18 protein-coding genes are annotated in these 15,682 nt (G+C 56.1%); 6 read left to right on the forward strand and 12 right to left on the reverse strand.

The window, feature by feature from the left end; genetic code table 11:
• Positions 1–8 precede the first annotated feature (8 nt).
• Both L0664_RS14255 and pdhA read right to left on the reverse strand, forming a co-directional pair.
• Positions 9–1,376 carry a pyruvate dehydrogenase complex E1 component subunit beta gene (locus L0664_RS14255; RefSeq protein ID WP_235226553.1) on the reverse strand — a complete coding sequence of 456 codons (1,368 nt, stop codon included), beginning with the start codon at positions 1,374–1,376 and terminating at the stop codon, positions 9–11.
• The gene (gene pdhA, locus L0664_RS14260; protein WP_235226554.1) at positions 1,376–2,389 is read right to left on the reverse strand and encodes a pyruvate dehydrogenase (acetyl-transferring) E1 component subunit alpha; all 1,014 of its coding nucleotides are present in this window, start codon (positions 2,387–2,389) and stop codon (positions 1,376–1,378) included. The genes L0664_RS14255 and pdhA overlap by 1 nt, the downstream gene beginning before the upstream one ends.
• Positions 2,390–2,542: 153 nt before the next feature.
• On the opposite strand from pdhA, the gene L0664_RS14265 reads away from it, so the two are divergent.
• Positions 2,543–3,034: a GNAT family N-acetyltransferase gene (locus tag L0664_RS14265; RefSeq protein ID WP_235226555.1), complete on the forward strand. Its 492-nt coding sequence runs from the start codon at positions 2,543–2,545 to the stop codon at positions 3,032–3,034.
• Here the strand turns inward: L0664_RS14265 and L0664_RS14270 are convergent.
• The 3 genes from L0664_RS14270 to L0664_RS14280 all read right to left on the reverse strand — a co-directional run bounded on the left by L0664_RS14270 (position 3,024) and on the right by L0664_RS14280 (position 5,619).
• Positions 3,024–3,323 (reverse strand): FtsB family cell division protein, encoded by a 300-nt coding sequence (locus L0664_RS14270; protein ID WP_235226556.1) that lies wholly within the window; start codon positions 3,321–3,323, stop codon positions 3,024–3,026. The genes L0664_RS14265 and L0664_RS14270 overlap by 11 nt on opposite strands.
• A gap of 113 nt (positions 3,324–3,436) precedes the next feature.
• Positions 3,437–4,333 carry a fructose bisphosphate aldolase gene (locus L0664_RS14275; protein WP_235226557.1) on the reverse strand — a complete coding sequence of 299 codons (897 nt, stop codon included), beginning with the start codon at positions 4,331–4,333 and terminating at the stop codon, positions 3,437–3,439.
• A 107-nt stretch (positions 4,334–4,440) separates the two neighbouring features.
• Positions 4,441–5,619, reverse strand: a complete 1,179-nt coding sequence (locus L0664_RS14280) for a phosphoglycerate kinase (RefSeq protein ID WP_235226558.1) — start codon at positions 5,617–5,619, stop codon at positions 4,441–4,443.
• 121 nt (positions 5,620–5,740) lie between these two features.
• Between L0664_RS14280 and L0664_RS14285 the strand changes: the two genes are divergently transcribed.
• The 3 genes from L0664_RS14285 to L0664_RS14295 all read left to right on the forward strand — a co-directional run bounded on the left by L0664_RS14285 (position 5,741) and on the right by L0664_RS14295 (position 7,844).
• Positions 5,741–6,247: a peptidylprolyl isomerase gene (locus L0664_RS14285; RefSeq protein WP_235226559.1), complete on the forward strand. Its 507-nt coding sequence runs from the start codon at positions 5,741–5,743 to the stop codon at positions 6,245–6,247.
• Entirely contained in the window at positions 6,240–6,797 is a 558-nt protein-coding gene (locus tag L0664_RS14290) for a peptidylprolyl isomerase (protein ID WP_235226560.1), read from the forward strand. The genes L0664_RS14285 and L0664_RS14290 overlap by 8 nt, the downstream gene beginning before the upstream one ends.
• Positions 6,798–6,884: 87 nt before the next feature.
• A complete protein-coding gene (locus L0664_RS14295) occupies positions 6,885–7,844 on the forward strand; it encodes a DUF3179 domain-containing protein (protein WP_235226561.1) in 960 nt (319 codons plus the stop codon).
• On the opposite strand, the gene L0664_RS14300 is transcribed toward L0664_RS14295, so the two are convergent.
• Together L0664_RS14300 and L0664_RS14305 are read right to left on the reverse strand one after the other, a co-directional pair.
• A complete protein-coding gene (locus L0664_RS14300; protein ID WP_235226562.1) occupies positions 7,841–9,220 on the reverse strand; it encodes a protein adenylyltransferase SelO in 1,380 nt (459 codons plus the stop codon). The genes L0664_RS14295 and L0664_RS14300 overlap by 4 nt on opposite strands.
• 1 nt (position 9,221) lies before the next feature.
• Positions 9,222–9,671: a GNAT family N-acetyltransferase gene (locus L0664_RS14305; protein ID WP_235226563.1), complete on the reverse strand. Its 450-nt coding sequence runs from the start codon at positions 9,669–9,671 to the stop codon at positions 9,222–9,224.
• Between the two features lie 244 nt (positions 9,672–9,915).
• Between L0664_RS14305 and L0664_RS14310 the strand changes: the two genes are divergently transcribed.
• The gene (locus L0664_RS14310) at positions 9,916–10,677 is read left to right on the forward strand and encodes a YHYH protein (RefSeq protein ID WP_235226564.1); all 762 of its coding nucleotides are present in this window, start codon (positions 9,916–9,918) and stop codon (positions 10,675–10,677) included.
• Between the two features lie 82 nt (positions 10,678–10,759).
• Here L0664_RS14310 and L0664_RS14315 read toward each other — a convergent pair whose 3' ends face one another.
• The 3 genes from L0664_RS14315 to L0664_RS14325 form a co-directional block, all read right to left on the reverse strand.
• Complete coding sequence (locus L0664_RS14315; protein ID WP_235226565.1) at positions 10,760–11,698, reverse strand: nucleoside hydrolase; 939 nt, start codon at positions 11,696–11,698, stop codon at positions 10,760–10,762.
• Between the two features lie 78 nt (positions 11,699–11,776).
• Complete coding sequence (locus L0664_RS14320; RefSeq protein ID WP_235226566.1) at positions 11,777–11,986, reverse strand: hypothetical protein; 210 nt, start codon at positions 11,984–11,986, stop codon at positions 11,777–11,779.
• Positions 11,983–13,134, reverse strand: a complete 1,152-nt coding sequence (locus L0664_RS14325) for an aromatic ring-hydroxylating oxygenase subunit alpha (RefSeq protein ID WP_235226567.1) — start codon at positions 13,132–13,134, stop codon at positions 11,983–11,985. The genes L0664_RS14320 and L0664_RS14325 overlap by 4 nt, the downstream gene beginning before the upstream one ends.
• 336 nt (positions 13,135–13,470) lie before the next feature.
• Between L0664_RS14325 and L0664_RS14330 the strand changes: the two genes are divergently transcribed.
• Positions 13,471–13,719, forward strand: coding sequence for an EF-hand domain-containing protein (locus tag L0664_RS14330; protein ID WP_235226568.1), 249 nt, complete (start codon positions 13,471–13,473; stop codon positions 13,717–13,719).
• Positions 13,720–13,874: 155 nt separating this feature from the next.
• On the opposite strand, the gene L0664_RS14335 is transcribed toward L0664_RS14330, so the two are convergent.
• Positions 13,875–14,915 (reverse strand): fatty acid desaturase, encoded by a 1,041-nt coding sequence (locus L0664_RS14335; RefSeq protein ID WP_235226569.1) that lies wholly within the window; start codon positions 14,913–14,915, stop codon positions 13,875–13,877.
• A gap of 153 nt (positions 14,916–15,068) precedes the next feature.
• Positions 15,069–15,632 carry an acetolactate synthase small subunit gene (ilvN, locus tag L0664_RS14340; RefSeq protein WP_235226570.1) on the reverse strand — a complete coding sequence of 188 codons (564 nt, stop codon included), beginning with the start codon at positions 15,630–15,632 and terminating at the stop codon, positions 15,069–15,071.
• Between the last annotated feature and the right edge of the window lie 50 nt (positions 15,633–15,682).

The following is a 15,682-nucleotide window of genomic DNA, read 5'->3' on the forward strand; positions in this document are numbered from 1 at the left end:
TGTTCTCCTTAACGGTAGGTGACTTTTTTCACGGCGGCGATCACTTCGTCGGTGGTGATCAGTGCGTGTTTTTCAAGGTTCGCGGCATAGGGCATCGGCACGTCTTTGCCTGCGCAATTGATCACCGGCGCGTCGAGGTAATCAAACGCTTCTTGCATGATCGTGGCACCAAGGTGATTGCCGATTGATCCGACAGGCCAGCCTTCTTCGACGGTCACGCAACGATTTGTTTTCTTTACGCTTTCTAGGATCGTGGCATAGTCGATCGGGCGCAATGTGCGCAGGTTGATGACCTCGGCTGAAATGCCGTCCTCGGCCAACTTTTCAGCGGCTTGCATGGCGTATGTCATGCCGATGCCGAAAGAGACGATGGTCACATCGCTGCCTTCAACCTCGATCTTGGCCTTGCCGAACGGAATGGTGAAATCGTCCATGACAGGCACGTCGAACGAACGGCCATACATGATTTCGTTTTCCAGGAAGATGATCGGGTTGTTGTCGCGGATGGCGGTTTTCAACAGACCTTTGGCGTCAGCCGCGGAATAGGGCATCACAACCTTAAGGCCGGGCACCATCGCGTACCACGCCGCGTAATCCTGAGAGTGCTGGGCACCGACGCGGGCGGCGGCACCGTTGGCACCACGAAATACCATGGGCGCGCCCATCTGACCGCCAGACATATACAATGTCTTCGCCGCCGAGTTGATGATCTGGTCAATCGCCTGCATAGCGAAGTTGAACGTCATGAATTCCACAATAGGGCGCAGGCCACCAAAGGCAGCACCGACGGCGATACCCGTAAAGCCGTGTTCGGTAATCGGCGTGTCAATCACACGCTTTTCGCCGAATTTCTCCAGCATCCCTTGGGAAATCTTATAGGCACCTTGATATTCGCCAACTTCCTCACCCATCAGGAACACGTTTTCATCGCGTTCCATCTCTTCGATCATGGCTTCGTTCAGCGCTTCACGCACCGTCATCGATTTCATCTCTGTGCCAGCGGGCCAGTCAGGGGAGGTATCGGATGGGGTGAATTCAACAGCGGATGCTGTAACGGCAGGGGCTGCGGGTGCCTCTGCGGTTGGGGATGCCTCTGCGGTCGCGACGGGTGCAGGGGCGGCGGACATGTCTTCGCCTTCTTCACCGATGATGGCGATGGCGGTGTTCACTTTGACGCCTTCGGTGCCTTCTTCGATCAGAATTTTACCGATGATGCCTTCGTCGACGGCTTCAAATTCCATCGTGGCTTTGTCAGTTTCAATCTCTGCGATGATGTCGCCGGATTTAACGGTGTCACCTTCTTTAACGAGCCATTTTGCAAGCGTGCCTTCTTCCATCGTCGGGGAAAGCGCGGGCATAAGAAGTTCAGTAGCCATTATGCTGTCTCCTGCGGAAGTGTTTCTGCGTAAATGTCTGTCCAAAGCTCGTCCAGATTGGGTTCCGGGCTTTCTTTGGCGAATTCGGCGGACTCGTTAACGGTCGCTTTGATGTCTTTGTCGATGGCCTTCAGATCGTCTTCTGTGGCGTGCTTCCCGGTGAGCAGCATGGCGCGGACCTGTTCAATCGGATCACGTTCCTCACGCATTTTCTGCACTTCTTCGCGGGTGCGATATTTCGCAGGGTCCGACATTGAATGCCCACGGTAGCGATATGTTTTGACCTCCAAAACATATGGTCCGTTGCCCGCACGGCAGTGTGCGACGGCCTTTTCAGATGCTTCTTTGACGGCCAGCACGTTCATCCCGTCAACGATTTCACCGGGGATGCCGAAGGCTTCGCCGCGGGTGTAAAGATCGGGGGTTGAGGTGGATCGCGCTTGGGATGTGCCCATGGCGTATTGGTTGTTCTCGATCACGAAGATCACGGGCAGATCCCAAAGGGCGGCCATGTTGAATGTCTCGTAGATCTGGCCCTGGTTTGCAGCACCGTCGCCGAAGTAGGCGAACGTCACATTGTCATTGCCTTTGTATTTGTCACTAAACGCGAGGCCCGCACCAAGGGGGACCTGTGCCGCGACGATGCCGTGACCGCCATAAAAATGCTTTTCCGCGGAAAACATGTGCATTGAGCCGCCTTTGCCGCCCGAATAACCGCCCTCGCGGCCCGTCAATTCTGCCATCACGCCCTTTGGGTCCATCCCGCAGGCCAGCATGTGGCCGTGGTCGCGGTATGATGTGATGCGCTTGTCGCCTTCTTTTGTCGCGGCTTCTAGGCCGACAACAACGGCCTCTTGGCCGATATAAAGGTGACAGAAACCGCCGATGAGGCCCATGCCGTATAACTGGCCGGCTTTCTCTTCGAATCGACGAATAAGAAGCATTTCACGGTAATACCCGAGCAATTCTTCTGCAGAAACGTTTGGTTTCTTTGACGTTTTCTTGGCGGCCATGAGTCCTCCCTAGGGGCTTCGAAAATATAGTTTAGTGTTAAACTATCTCCTACAACACTACACAGTAAAAATCGACACGCAATGTGACGTGAGGTCAGTTGGTGTATGAATTCCTGCCTTGCACTGGGCGCATAGGGGCGCAAGACTGCGACGATGAAATGGAATATCAGACAGGAAAAGGCGGGGGATGAGGCCGCGATTGCCGAAGTCACCCGCGCGGCGTTCGCAGGCAAAGCCTATGCAGACGGCGATGAGGATGAATTGCCCGCCAAACTGCGAGACACAGGTGCGTTGGTGCTGTCGCTTGTCGCGGTTCAAGGGACGAAGGTGATCGGCCATGTGGCACTGTCGCCCGCGCGCATCGGTGGAACCAAATGCCTTGGTCTTGGGCCTGTGTCCGTAAAGCCGGACGTGCAGGGGAAGGGGATCGGATCGGCGTTGGTCAATCACGCGGTTGCGGTCGCAGGGGCCTATGGCCGTGGTGGCGTAGTGCTAATGGGCGATCCGGCGTTCTATGGACGTTTGGGCTTCGTTTCGGAAGGTGGCACCACGTACAATGGCAAGCCGTCCAAACACCTCCAGATCCTTGGTTTTGAAGACACGCCGTCAGGCGACGCTACATTCCATTCGGCGTTCAGCGAATAACGATCTCGTCTGCGCGCACCATGCCAAGGACATCGCGGGCCTGTTCATCCAGTAAATCCAGATCAAGATAGGTGTCGGACAAACGGCGGGTGAGGTTTTCCATCCGGTCCACCTCGGCCTGAAGCACGGCCAGTTCCTGCGTCAACGCGCGGCTTTCTGCATCAATTTCGGCGCGTTTGAACACACCGTAATCGCCTTGCACGGCAGCAAACGTAAAATAGAGGCCAAGCATCAAGGTGCCTGCAAAATATAGAAGGACGCCCATAGGCGCGCGTTTGCTTCGGATCATGTCTGTGCCTCATCGCGCGATTTCTTGTGAACCGCTGATCCTTAGAATCGCACATCTGATTCGTCTTGGGAATCCCCTTTATTTAGGGGGCACCACATTCGCGAACACGAGGTTTATGCGATGGACGCTGCGTGGATTGCATCGATGGTCCGCCCAAGGGTCGCGTTGAACTCGGTGTCGGACTGATGGGCGAATAACCCTTCGGTCAGCGCGCGGCTGAAACTTGCCACGATGCCTGCGTTCTTGGACAGGCGTTCGTTGGCCTCGTCGCGGTCATATCCACCCGACAGGGCGACAACTTTCAGACACTTTGGATGATCCACGAGGGTTTGGTACTGGCCTGCGACCTCGGGCAGGGACAGTTTCAACATCACCTGTGTGCCATCTGGCAGTGCATCAAGGTGGCGCAGCAGGGCGTCGCGCAGCATGTCTTCGGCCTGCGCTTTGTCCGCGATGGTGATGTTGATCTCGGGCTCCAGGATCGGCATCAGGCCGTGGGCTGTGACCTGCGCGCCAAGTTCAAATTGCTGTGCGACGACGGCATCAATGCCTGTCTGATTTGCGGCATGAATGACCGAACGTTCCTTTGTCCCGAAAATGCCATGCGCCACGGCCCGTTCAAGAAGGTTATCAAGCGCCGGGATAGATTTCAGCAATTGAACGCCGTTCGCTTCATCCTCAAGGCCCTTATCGATCTTCAAAAATGGCACGACGCCATTGTCATCCCACAGCGCGGCTGCCGAAGGTTTACCACCGATCTGGCGTTCCATCGTCATTTCAAACAGGATTGCGCCGATAACCTTTTCACCGCTGAATGTAGGCGCGTTGACGATGCGCGCACGCATGTCATGGATTAGGTCGAACATTTGATCATCGTTAGCATAGGCATCTTCGGACACGCCGTAGGCCTTGAGTGCTTTGGGTGTTGATCCCCCCGATTGATCCAGCGCTGCGATAAAACCTTGGCCGTTGCGGATTTGTTCGGCCATCGCTGTCTTGGCATTGCTCATCTGGGGCGTCCTTTCGATGCGAAGTTATCCGCGTCTTACGGGACGCCCGGCGGGGCGACAATTCTGGTTACGCTAACGGGTGGCGCTAACAGTTTTTTTGATGTGGCTTATCCACCGAGTGCGGCGACACCGGGCAGGGTTTTGCCCTCCATCCATTCCAGAAATGCGCCGCCCGCGGATGAGATGTAGGTGAAATCGTCATCGTGGCCCGATTGATTGATCGCGGCAACGGTATCACCACCACCGCCAACAGAAATCAATGTGCCCGCATTGGTCTGCGCGGCGATCTCACCCAGAAGGGCGAAGGTGCCGGCATTGAACGGTTCAAGTTCGAACACCCCGAGAGGACCGTTCATGATCAAGGTCTTGGCAGGTTCAATCGCTGCTTTGATCTTTGCGATCGTTTCAGGGCCGACGTCGAATATCATTGCATCGTCAGGGCAGGCGTCGACGGGCAGGGTTTCGTTGGCTGCATTGGCCTTGAATTCGCGCGCAACGACAATATCGACCGGCAGGATCAATTCACACTTGGCCGCGTCTGCCTTGGCCATGATGTCACGGGCTGTGTCCGCCAGATCGTGTTCACACAGCGATTTGCCAACGTTGATGCCTTGCGCCGCGAGGAATGTGTTGGCCATACCGCCACCGATTACAATCGCATCGACCTTTTCGATCAGGTTGCCCAGCAAATCCAGTTTCGTTGAAACCTTTGCGCCGCCAACCACGGCCATAACAGGCCGCTGCGGCGCACCCAGCGCCTTTTCCAGCGCGCCGAGTTCTTCTGCCATCAGACGGCCTGCACAGTTTGGCAGCAACTCGGCCACGCCCGTGGTGGACGCATGGGCGCGGTGGGCCGCAGAAAAGGCATCATTGCAAAACACATCGCCAAGGGACGCGAGGAAACCCGCCATTTTGGGATCGTTGGCTTCTTCCATTGCGGAAAACCGTGTGTTTTCGATCAGGATCACGGCATCGGCGGGGGCGGCATCAATCGTGGCGCGGTCTGGCCGTTCGATAAACGTCACCGGACGTCCCAGCACCTTTTCGAGGGTCGGAACGGTTACCTTCAAAGACATTTCTGGCACATATTCCCCCTTGGGGCGGCCAAAGTGGGCCAGCATCACAGGTTTGCCGCCCGCCGCGACAATATCCAGGATCGTCGGTTTGATGCGTTCAATCCGTGTGGCATCTGTCACGACGCCAACTTCAACGGGGACGTTGATATCAACCCGTGTCAGCACCACTTTGCCCGCCAAATCCATATCGTCGAGTGTGTTCCAGCCCATGATCTTCTCCTGTTTGTTGGTCCGTTCATGGGCAATCCCGCCCATCCGGTCAACCGCGTCTTGGAATTCCCGCGTGCGCAGATTAGGTAAACCGCAACGTATTCAATCAAGGAGCCGACAGATGGCTGATATCAAAGACCCAGAAAACACGATCCTGATGGAACTCAAGGACGGGACCGTCACCATTGAACTGCTGCCAGACGTTGCCCCAAAGCACGTTGAGCGCATGAAAGAGCTCGTGCGGGCGGGTGCCTATGACAACGTGGCGTTCCACCGCGTGATCGACGGGTTCATGGCCCAGACGGGTGATGTGGCCAACGGCAACATGGAAAAAGATTTCAATATTGGCCGCGCTGGTACAGGCGGGTCTGACATGCCTGATCTGCCGTCCGAATTTTCAAAAATCCCGCACGCGCGTGGGTCCATCGGCGCTGCACGTTCCGCCAACCCGAATTCGGCCAACAGCCAGTTCTTCATCAACTTCAACGACAATGATTTCCTGAATGGCCAATATACCGTTTACGGCATGGTTTCTTCTGGCATGGAACACGTTGATGCGATTACCCGTGGTGAACCGCCGATGAACCCGGATCGTATGATTTCCATGAAAGTGGCCGCAGATGCGTAAGCTGGCGATTGCTGCGATTTTGGCGGCGGGCACAGCCTCTGCCGGTGGGATCGAGATTGACGTCGAAGGTCAGGCCAATGGCACGATCACCATCGATCTATTCGAAGATATCGCGCCGCTGCACGCAGCCCAGATCAGCGCGCTTGCCGCGGACGGGTCTTATGATGGTGTTGTCTTTCACCGCGTGATTGATGGCTTTATGGCGCAAACAGGTGACGTTGAATTTGGCGACACGTCTGATGGTCAGTTCGATATGCGTCGCGCTGGTACGGGCGGGTCCTCTTTGGGTGATATTCCGCTCGAGGCAAGCAGCGAAATCTCTTTTACGCGTGGCATGGTCGGCATGGCGCGGTCCCAGAACCCGAATTCGGCCAATAGCCAGTTTTTCATCATGTTCCAGGATGGCCCGTTTCTGGATGGCCAATACACCATTGTTGGCGAAGTGACCGACGGCATGGATGTGGTTGATGCGATCAAACTTGGCGAAGGCGCAAACGGTGCCGTCATTGGCGATGCTGATGTCATGAGTGCAGTGCGCGTAACTGAATAAGGTTCGTCCTGATCACAACTTAGTAGGGGGGCTATGCAGCGATGCGTGGCCCCCTTAGCGTTTGGGTATCTTTGCAGGAGCCTTGATATGCTACGCCTCGCCGCTGCCTTCGCCCTTATGGCCAACACGGCCTTTGCCGATCCGGATTTCTGGAAATTTGAATGGCCTGACACGGATTTCACTGTCACGACCGTCGACAATTGGGTGGAAATCCTATCCGGTGGCCCACCCAAAGATGGCATTCCCGCAATTGATGATCCGACATTTTTGAATGTATCCGATGAGGATCGTTTAACCCCGCGTGAACCTGTCATTACGCTGGAATTAGCGGGGGAAATTCCGCGCGCATACCCGATCCGCTACCTGATGTGGCATGAAATCGTGAACGATGAGGTGAACGGTTTTCCCGTCGCAGTGACGTTCTGCCCTTTGTGCAATTCAGGCATCACGTTCAGCCGACGCACGGCCTACGGGGTGTTGACGTTCGGTGTGTCGGGAAAGCTGCGCAATTCGGATATGATCATGTTTGATCGCGAAACCCAAAGCTGGTGGCAACAGGCCATAGGCGAGGCGATTGTTGGCGAATTGACGTCATTTGAATTGGTTACTCTGCCGTCATGGATGGAAAGCTGGTCTGAATTTCAGGCGCGCAATCCTGACGGGCTGGTGATGGATCAACCGCCGTTTTCGCGCAATTACGGGGCCAATCCGTACGTGCGCTATGACAGTTCAAACCGCCCGTTTCTGTATTCCGGTGAATTGCCGCCTCACGATATTCCCGCACTGGCCCGCGTGGTGCGGGTTGGGGATGCCGCATGGCCGATGATACGGATCGCCGAAGCCGGAGAAATCACCGAAAATGGCGTGATATTCACATGGGCCGCAGGGCAGGCCTCAGCGCTTGATACGAACACCATCGGGGAGGGCAGGGATGTCGGTACCGTGCGCGTGCGCGATGCAGATGGCAACAACCTTGCGCATGATGTCATGTTTGCATTTGCGTTCCATGCGTTCTGGCCTGACGGGGCGTGGATGATTGCGCGCTAGGTTCCGCAGAACGTTTGCAAGACTTTCTGATCGTCATCTGGTGGAAGCATGAAATCTGGCGACATTTCAAACGGTGCGCTGATAGCGGCAAGCATCGCGTGAAACGGCGCGTAATCGCCGCCTGTTGCAGCGGTGATAACGTCTTCGATCTTATGGGTGCGCGGGATCACCAGCGGGTTGGTCTGCCGCCACATATCATCATCAGGACCAAGGGCGCACCATTTTGCATGCCAGTCCGGCAGGAATTGCGCGGTTGCGCGATCAAGATCGGCGAAGGTGTTGGTGAAATCCATAGGGATGTTGGCCATCTGTGCCAGCAAATCTTTGGCGAGGGCGGTTGCGTCGTCGCTATGCGCAAGGCCAAGTTTCGGCGCGAATGCTTTGGCCCATTCTGCGTCATAAAGCGCGGGAAAGCGGTTTAGAATAGCCGTGAAATCCGCAATGGCTTTGTCGGTGTCGGGCATGATTGCCACCAATGCGGTTGCAAACTGCGCAAGGTTCCAATGGGTGATCGGGCCTTGATTGGAATAGGCATAGCGCCCCTGCCGATCAATTGAACTGAACACCGTGTCGGGGTGATAGGTATCCATGAATGCGCAAGGGCCGTAATCAATAGTTTCGCCCGCAATCTGCACGTTATCAGTGTTCATCACACCGTGAATAAACCCGACGGCCATCCATTTCGCGACCAGCGTCGCGTGGCGCTGCATGACCATTTCAAACAGCTCAAGCGGGTCTTTGGCGTCTGGATAATGGCGGGCGATGACGTAATCGGTCAGCTTTTGCAGGGCTTCGACGTCTGCGCGGGCGGCAAAATACTGAAATGTTCCCACACGGATGTGGGACGCCGCCACGCGGGTAACGATTGCACCGGGCAATAGGCCTTGTTCGCGTAAAATTTTGTCGCCCGTCGTCACGGCGGCCAGTGCTTTGGTGGTGGGGATATCAAGCGCGTCCATTGCGCAGCTCATCAGGTATTCGCGCAAGACCGGACCGACCCAAGCGCGCCCGTCACCATTTCGCGAATACGGCGTCGGACCGGATCCCTTGAGCTGAATATCGTACCGCCCTGTGGGGCCACTCACTTCGCCCAGATGCAATGCGCGGCCATCGCCAAGCTGGGCAGAAAACCCGCCAAACTGATGGCCTGCATAGACTTGCGCAAATGGGTCGGCGCCGTCGGGGATATCATTGCCTGAAAAGATGCTTGCGGCTTCCTCGTCGCTCATCCCGGATGTGTCGAGGCCGAGGTCTGCGGCCAATGCGTGATTGAAAACAATCAGCTGGGGCGCGCTGACGGGGTCAGCAGGTTGTCTGGAATAGAACCGATCCGGCAAGGACAGGTAAGTTGTGTCAAACGATAGGGTCAGCGGCATATCAAAGCATCCGTGTCATAAGGCTGTAGCGGTCGCGAAGTTCAAATCGCGCGCGGGTATACAGCCGTTGCGTGTCAAGGTCGGCGCGGTCGACTTCGAGGTGCAGCGCTTTTACCCCGACATCTGAAAGGCTGTGGGCGATTGTCATCAACGCCTCGCTCGCGATGCCGCGTTTGCGCACTTTCGGCCGAATATAAAGCTCATCGACAAAGGCGTCCATGCCGCCCAACTCCATGGACCAGCCGAAGGTAATGATCACATATCCAGTTGGTGCCTTGGCCAAACCCAATAACCACACTGCCCCAAGAGGGGAGCCTTGCAGCAAGGGCATCAATGCCGCTTCCCGTTCGGCGTCATTACGCTCCAACCCGTATTCTTCGTGGAATGCTTTGATAAGGGGCAGAACGCGCGGTGCATCTTCGGGCGTAGCGAGGTGAATTGCAGTGGTCATGGCGCGGCCTTTGATCTGGGGTTGGGCCGTACATAGGGAGTTGGACGGGAAAGAACAAATGATGTGAGGGCATTGTTGGGCAGCAGGGATAGGTTTCAAGATCTGGCCCTGTAAATGCGGACAACAGCCAATAATCGCCGTTTTTGGGCCTGGCGTGTCTTCATCGTTGACCAAAAACGACGGAAATATCATTCCCACCCGTTATACTAACGATCAAGTATCAAGTATTTAGAGGACAGGACCAATGAAGACACTCGTCACCACTCTCGCTCTTACGCTTTTGACCGGCAGTGCGGTTCAAGCACACATCACCATGGTCGTGGAAAATGACCAGCGCTGTATCACGTCCGATGGCGTGCCCGAACACGAAACCGGTCCATGGCGGGAAGGTGCCACCGTTGAGGAACAGGACCATGCGTTTTGCATGGACGCGACACCAGAAATTACGGACACCGTTACCCGTAACGTCCATGTATCCGGCATCACGATGACAGGGATTCCACTGCGTCCGGGCACGGCTGAATACTATGACGGGTCAACCGAACGCGGGTATTCACGTGATCGCGCGTCAGGTTGGAATGTTGAAGGCATGGGCGGGCTGATCATGGACGCACAAAGCGGCCATGTGGATGGCAGCGGCATGTATCACTATCACGGTATCCCCTCAGAGGTGGTCAGTGACCTTGATGACGCGCTGTTTGCCTACGCCGCAGACGGGTTTGAAATCCGCTATGTTGGCGATCAGATGCAATCGTCGTGGCAGTTGAAAAGTGGAGAGCGCGAAAGCGGGCCTGGTGGCGCGCATGACGGCACCTATGTGCAGGATTATGAATTTGTCGAAGGGTCCGGCACCTTGGATGAATGCAACGGGACAATGCTGGACGGGGAATATGTCTATTTCGCAACCGATACCTTCCCGTTCTTTCCACGTTGTTTCAAAGGAACGGTGTCGAGCGATTTCATAGGTGGGCGCGGGGGCCCAACCCCACCGCCTGACAACGGCTGAAACCAGTCGTTGCGTTCAATCTGGACGTGCTAGACGATTTGATCTTGGTTGGCGCGCATAGGATTTGTCTGCATTGACGGACTTATCCTAGTCGCGCCAGCCGTTCGGCCAGTAGGGCGAAAAAGCCGTCGGCGTCGATGTCCCCCATGAAGGTGCAGTTGGGGGCACGATCGGTAACGCGCCACCAATCCGCGACGGTCATACCGAGGGTCAGTTCGGATTTCGTTTCGATCTCCACATTGATGTGGCGGCCTGTGAACAGGTCCGGGCGGATCAGGTAGGCGATGACGCAGGGGTCATGCAATGGCGCGCCTTCCGATCCATATTTTTCCATATCGAAGCGTTCGAAAAAGTCGGTCCACTCAGCGGTCATGTGGCCCACTTCGGTGCCCATGGCGCGAAAGGCGTCAATGCGTGGTTTGGTGGTGAGAGCCTTATGCGTCACATCAAGCGGCATCACAGTCAGCGGCAGGCCGGATGTGAAAACGATGTCTGCGGCGTCGGGATCAACGTAGATGTTAAATTCAGCCGTGGGGGTAATGTTCCCGCCTTCAAAAAAACCACCGCCCATCAAGACGATTTCCTCGATCGCGGATTTGATGTCTGGCGCGCGGGTGATGGCCGTGGCGATGTTGGTCAGCGGACCTAGAGGACAGAGCGTGACGGAATTGGCAGGGGCTGCGCGCAGGGTTTCAATAATCCAGTCGACCGCGTGCTGGTCTTGCAGCGGCATGGTCGGGGCCGCAAGTTGGGGGCCATCAAGCCCGGTTTTGCCATGCACGTGTTCCGCAGTGACCAATGGCCGGTTGAGCGGGGCATCGCAGCCTGCAAACACCAACGTATCGGGCCTGCCCGCCAATTCACACACGATGCGCGCGTTTTTCTGGGTCAGGGCAAGTGGGACGTTGCCTGCCACGGCAGTAATGCCCAGCACGTTTACCTCGGGCGAGGAGAGGGCGAGCAGTATGGCAACGGCGTCGTCTTGGCCGGGGTCAGTATCGATAATGATATTTCGGGTCATGGGGGTCCTGCATCTAGCGCAGGTTCATCCCGCTGTAATAGGTTAGCCGCCCTAACGATGAAGGCAAAGAAAAGAGTTTCAGACACGGCCATGGCGCGCAAGCCGTGCGTGCAGTTTTGCTGTATCTTCATGGCCAAGTTCCAGCGCAAAGATATAGGCATGTGTCAGATAAAAACACGCGGCGTCTGTGGTGTCGGTTTGGTCTGCGGCATATGTATAAAGCCGCACAAGGGCCGCACGATCCCCAACGGCATGGGCGGCGATCAAATCATCATCGAGCGTCGTCATGACGCGGCAGGCGCGCCCATCTTGCCTGCGACCCAATCGTGAAAACAATGGGTGGGGCTATCCATAGCAGGTGAAAACCGCCCGCCATCAAACCCCGGTGCATTGCGCCCCTTTTGCATGCCTTCAACCACGCCGATGTCTTCTTCGAACACGCCCTTCCACAGCACCGCGTTTTCGTCCCGCATGGTTTGGTCAGTTGTCGGGGTCGCGTAGTAAAGGTGGATATGTTCTGCCGTTTGGTCGGTGGCCAAGGGTTGCAGGATGATGGCAAAGGCATGATCACGCTGCGCACCCAAAAGGACATTTGGATAAAGGGAAATGTATTCCGCGCCTTCATCCCAGAACGGTCCCAAACCTGCAAAATCCGGGAATGTTTGCCCGTCGGCCCCTTTGAGCTGTCGATAAACCAACGTCCCTTGGCCGGAAAACTGGCCGGGCTGTTCAATGTGATAATGATCTTCCAGTCGTGAATAGCTGTTCAGGCCCGGATGAACCCACGGCAAATGATAGCTTTCACAGTAATTTTCGACGGCCAGTTTCCAGTTGGTCTTCACATTCAACGTAAAGGCAGAGGTCGCTCCGCCGTGGTGTAGCGGGGCGTCGTGTTCTTTCCAACGCTGCAACAGGTCTGCATGAACAACCTCAAACGGGTCTGCGGTGCCGTCCAGATTGATAAACACGATATCGCGCCAGATGTGGCTGCGTACCTCAATCAGGCCAAGGTCGTCTTTGACGATGGCGTCATGCGTGTTGTGGCCCGCGCCGCCCACATGCGGGGTCGAAACCAGCGCGCCTTTGGTGGAATAGCACCATGAATGGTAGGGGCAGCGGATCGCGCCTTCGATCTTTCGGGGTGCATCCACAAGGATCATGCCACGGTGACGGCAGATATTTTGGAATACCCTCACATCACCGTCTTTATCGCACAGCAGCAATAGGGGAATACCCATGAAATCGATCGGCTTGGCGTCACCCGCATCCGGCACATCCGCCCCCACGGCAAGCCCCGCCCATGATGTGTGCAAAACGGCCTTCGCCTCGGCCTTGAATGTGGCGTCGTCTATATAGTGGGCGTTGGGCAGGCCATTGGCTGTCGCGACAGGGTTGCGTACCGATGTCAGGTCGCTGTCTGTGTGATCCTTGGCCATGACCAATCCTTTCCTGAGATGTACAAAGTCTAAGTGGTCAGTCCGTCGTGTGTGAGGGCCGTGCGCGACATTCACGTTTCTCACCACGACATGGCGCGCTGCTTTCTGGCACCATGTTGGCGGCGGCTTGCCCGATCACAGGATCTGCGTGCGCTGGGATTTGCCCATCGCCAAGTAGTGGCGTTGGTCCGCCGAACCAACCCGAGGTATCGCGCATTCCTTCGCGCAAAATCGGCGGTGCGGCTCGTCGCTGTCGCAGGTTGCTATCAGGCGTTCTAAATCTGTTTCACGGGGTGCCGATGCGCACCCCTTCATGCCCAAAGGAGACACTAACAAATGTTGAAATTGACCAAACTGAGCACCCTTGCGTTCATCCTCATTGCAGGAGCCGCTTCGGCGCAAGAGGCCGATCCGAACATTGATGTGAACGGGGACGGGTTTTATAGCTTTCCCGAGGTGAGCACAATTTACCCTGACCTGACAGATGCAGATTTCACGGCGATGGACAGCACAGGCGATGGCCTGCTGGATATGGCCGAAGTGGCCGCTGCGCAGGATGCGGGCATGATGCCTGCGGCTGAATAATACCTCCCAAGAAGACCCCTACGACCACTCCCTAGAATCAGGATGGCCTTCACTCTGCCGTTCTGCGCACCTTATGCGTCCCCCAAGCGTATGGGGTGCTGTTCCCCCGGTCCGTTACAGGATCGGGGGGCTTTTTTGTTTGAGGGTTTCTAAATTCAGGCTGTCTTGAGGGATCGGGCCGTTTTGAACGACACCAATGTACGTGATGTCGTGTCCCACAGGTTCAGGCGTGCGCATTTGAACGACTCGCCCAATGTCATGCGTCCGCAATCGATCAGTTCCTCGTGATCGTCCAGCACGTCCTTCAGACGATAGAACGGAATACGCGAATACAGGTGATGCACATGATGGATGCCGATATTGGCCGAAAACCACCGCAGGATCGGGGGGAGGTCATAGTGGGATGACCCGTGCAAAGCCGCATCATGAAGCTGCCAGTCTTCGGTTTCGTCCCATTGGGTCTGTTCAAACTGGTGCTGGACGTAAAACAGCCATACGCCCACGGACGCCGCGATCAGGGTAGAGGGCAAAAACACCAAGAACAGCGCGGACCAGTCACCTAAATAGACGATGATTGTAAGCAATGCCAAAAGCGCGGCATTCGTGCCCATGGCCGACACCCAGTATTTGCGTCCCTGATCCATGCACGACAAAGGCAGGCGGTGTTGCAGCAAAAACAAATAGGTCGGGCCAAGGCCGAACATCACCAGCGGGTGGCGATAAGCGCGATAAAGAAGGCGGCCAAACGGTGTGCGCTGGTGGTATTCTTCGATTGTAAGGGTCATCACATCGCCGATGCCGCGAAAACCAAGGTCTCCGGCGTGGCTGTGATGGATCGAATGGGTCCGTCGCCACACGTCATAAGGTGTCAGGGTAACTACGCCCAAAACGCGGCCAACCCAATCTGATACGTTTCGATTGTCATAAAACGATCCGTGCCCGCAATCGTGTTGGATGCAAAACAGACGCAGCAGAAACATGCCGTTCACCACAGAAATCGCGAATGCGCCGAGGTAGCTGTATTGTGCAACCCAGCAGGCAACGACCCAAAGGCCGATAAACGGAATGGCACTCACGGCGAGTTCGAAGTTTGAACGCGCCGCATTCGGTTCCCGGTATTTGGCAAGGATACGGACCCAGTCCCGCGCGGCCATGTTGGTGTTGGGCGTGTCGGGGGGGCTGATGATGTGTGTCATATAATGTAAAGGGCCTGCCGTTTGTTCATTGCGATGTTGCTATAGCAAACCACAGGTTAAGCAAATGCGCATTTGACGCAGGGTAACGTACATGGCCCCACCAGCGATCTGGCGGGGCACATATTTCCGGTATGGCGGTGTTGGGTGATTGGCCTAGACTTCGCCGCGTGACAGGGCCGCAACACCTGTGCGGGCCATTTCAACCAGTCCGATGGGGCGCATGAGGTCTGCGAAAGCATCGATTTTCTCGCTCGTGCCCGTGATCTCGAACGTGAAGGATTCAAGCGTGCTGTCGACCACGTTGGCGCGAAACACATCAGCAAGGCGCAGCATTTCCATGCGGTCATCGCCTTTTCCTGCGACCTTGAACAAAGCCAGTTCGCGTTCCACCGCGCGGCCTTCGACCGTCAGGTCATGGACTTCGTGGACCGTCACGATTCGACCCAGCTGGGCGCAAATCTGGTTGATCGTCTGCGGCGTGCCGATGGTTACAACTGTAATGCGCGACTGGTGGCCGGTATGATCCACCTCAGCGACGGTCAGGCTTTCGATGTTGTAGCCGCGCCCTGCAAACAGTCCGATGACACGGGCCAGAACCCCTGGTTCGTTTTCGACAAGAACAGCCAGCGTGTGGCGTTCTTCGACATCGCTAAAGTTGGGGCGAAGGTTGTAGGCAGAATGGCTCGTGGAGCCTTGTTTGATCTTGAGTGGGGACATTTTGATTTTCCTATAGGGCTGTGGGGCAAACTCTTTCAAAGAGTTTGGGC

It is taken from the genome of Octadecabacter dasysiphoniae (assembly GCF_021532615.1).
In the GTDB taxonomy this organism is placed as follows: domain Bacteria; phylum Pseudomonadota; class Alphaproteobacteria; order Rhodobacterales; family Rhodobacteraceae; genus Octadecabacter; species Octadecabacter dasysiphoniae.

Bases quoted from the DNA above. Each gene is read 5' to 3' on its own strand.
- pdhA (WP_235226554.1), bottom strand. From the start codon at position 2,389: ATGGCCGCCAAGAAAACGTCAAAGAAACCAAACGTTTCTGCAGAAGAA.
- L0664_RS14310 (WP_235226564.1), top strand. From the start codon at position 9,916: ATGAAGACACTCGTCACCACTCTCGCTCTTACGCTTTTGACCGGCAGT.
- L0664_RS14285 (WP_235226559.1), top strand. From the start codon at position 5,741: ATGGCTGATATCAAAGACCCAGAAAACACGATCCTGATGGAACTCAAG.
- L0664_RS14290 (WP_235226560.1), top strand. From the start codon at position 6,240: ATGCGTAAGCTGGCGATTGCTGCGATTTTGGCGGCGGGCACAGCCTCT.
- L0664_RS14335 (WP_235226569.1), bottom strand. From the start codon at position 14,915: ATGACACACATCATCAGCCCCCCCGACACGCCCAACACCAACATGGCC.
- L0664_RS14315 (WP_235226565.1), bottom strand. From the start codon at position 11,698: ATGACCCGAAATATCATTATCGATACTGACCCCGGCCAAGACGACGCC.
- L0664_RS14300 (WP_235226562.1), bottom strand. From the start codon at position 9,220: ATGCCGCTGACCCTATCGTTTGACACAACTTACCTGTCCTTGCCGGAT.
- L0664_RS14305 (WP_235226563.1), bottom strand. From the start codon at position 9,671: ATGACCACTGCAATTCACCTCGCTACGCCCGAAGATGCACCGCGCGTT.
- L0664_RS14265 (WP_235226555.1), top strand. From the start codon at position 2,543: ATGAAATGGAATATCAGACAGGAAAAGGCGGGGGATGAGGCCGCGATT.
- L0664_RS14325 (WP_235226567.1), bottom strand. From the start codon at position 13,134: ATGGCCAAGGATCACACAGACAGCGACCTGACATCGGTACGCAACCCT.
- L0664_RS14280 (WP_235226558.1), bottom strand. From the start codon at position 5,619: ATGGGCTGGAACACACTCGACGATATGGATTTGGCGGGCAAAGTGGTG.
- ilvN (WP_235226570.1), bottom strand. From the start codon at position 15,632: ATGTCCCCACTCAAGATCAAACAAGGCTCCACGAGCCATTCTGCCTAC.
- L0664_RS14330 (WP_235226568.1), top strand. From the start codon at position 13,471: ATGTTGAAATTGACCAAACTGAGCACCCTTGCGTTCATCCTCATTGCA.
- L0664_RS14270 (WP_235226556.1), bottom strand. From the start codon at position 3,323: ATGATCCGAAGCAAACGCGCGCCTATGGGCGTCCTTCTATATTTTGCA.
- L0664_RS14255 (WP_235226553.1), bottom strand. From the start codon at position 1,376: ATGGCTACTGAACTTCTTATGCCCGCGCTTTCCCCGACGATGGAAGAA.
- L0664_RS14275 (WP_235226557.1), bottom strand. From the start codon at position 4,333: ATGAGCAATGCCAAGACAGCGATGGCCGAACAAATCCGCAACGGCCAA.
- L0664_RS14320 (WP_235226566.1), bottom strand. From the start codon at position 11,986: ATGACGACGCTCGATGATGATTTGATCGCCGCCCATGCCGTTGGGGAT.
- L0664_RS14295 (WP_235226561.1), top strand. From the start codon at position 6,885: ATGCTACGCCTCGCCGCTGCCTTCGCCCTTATGGCCAACACGGCCTTT.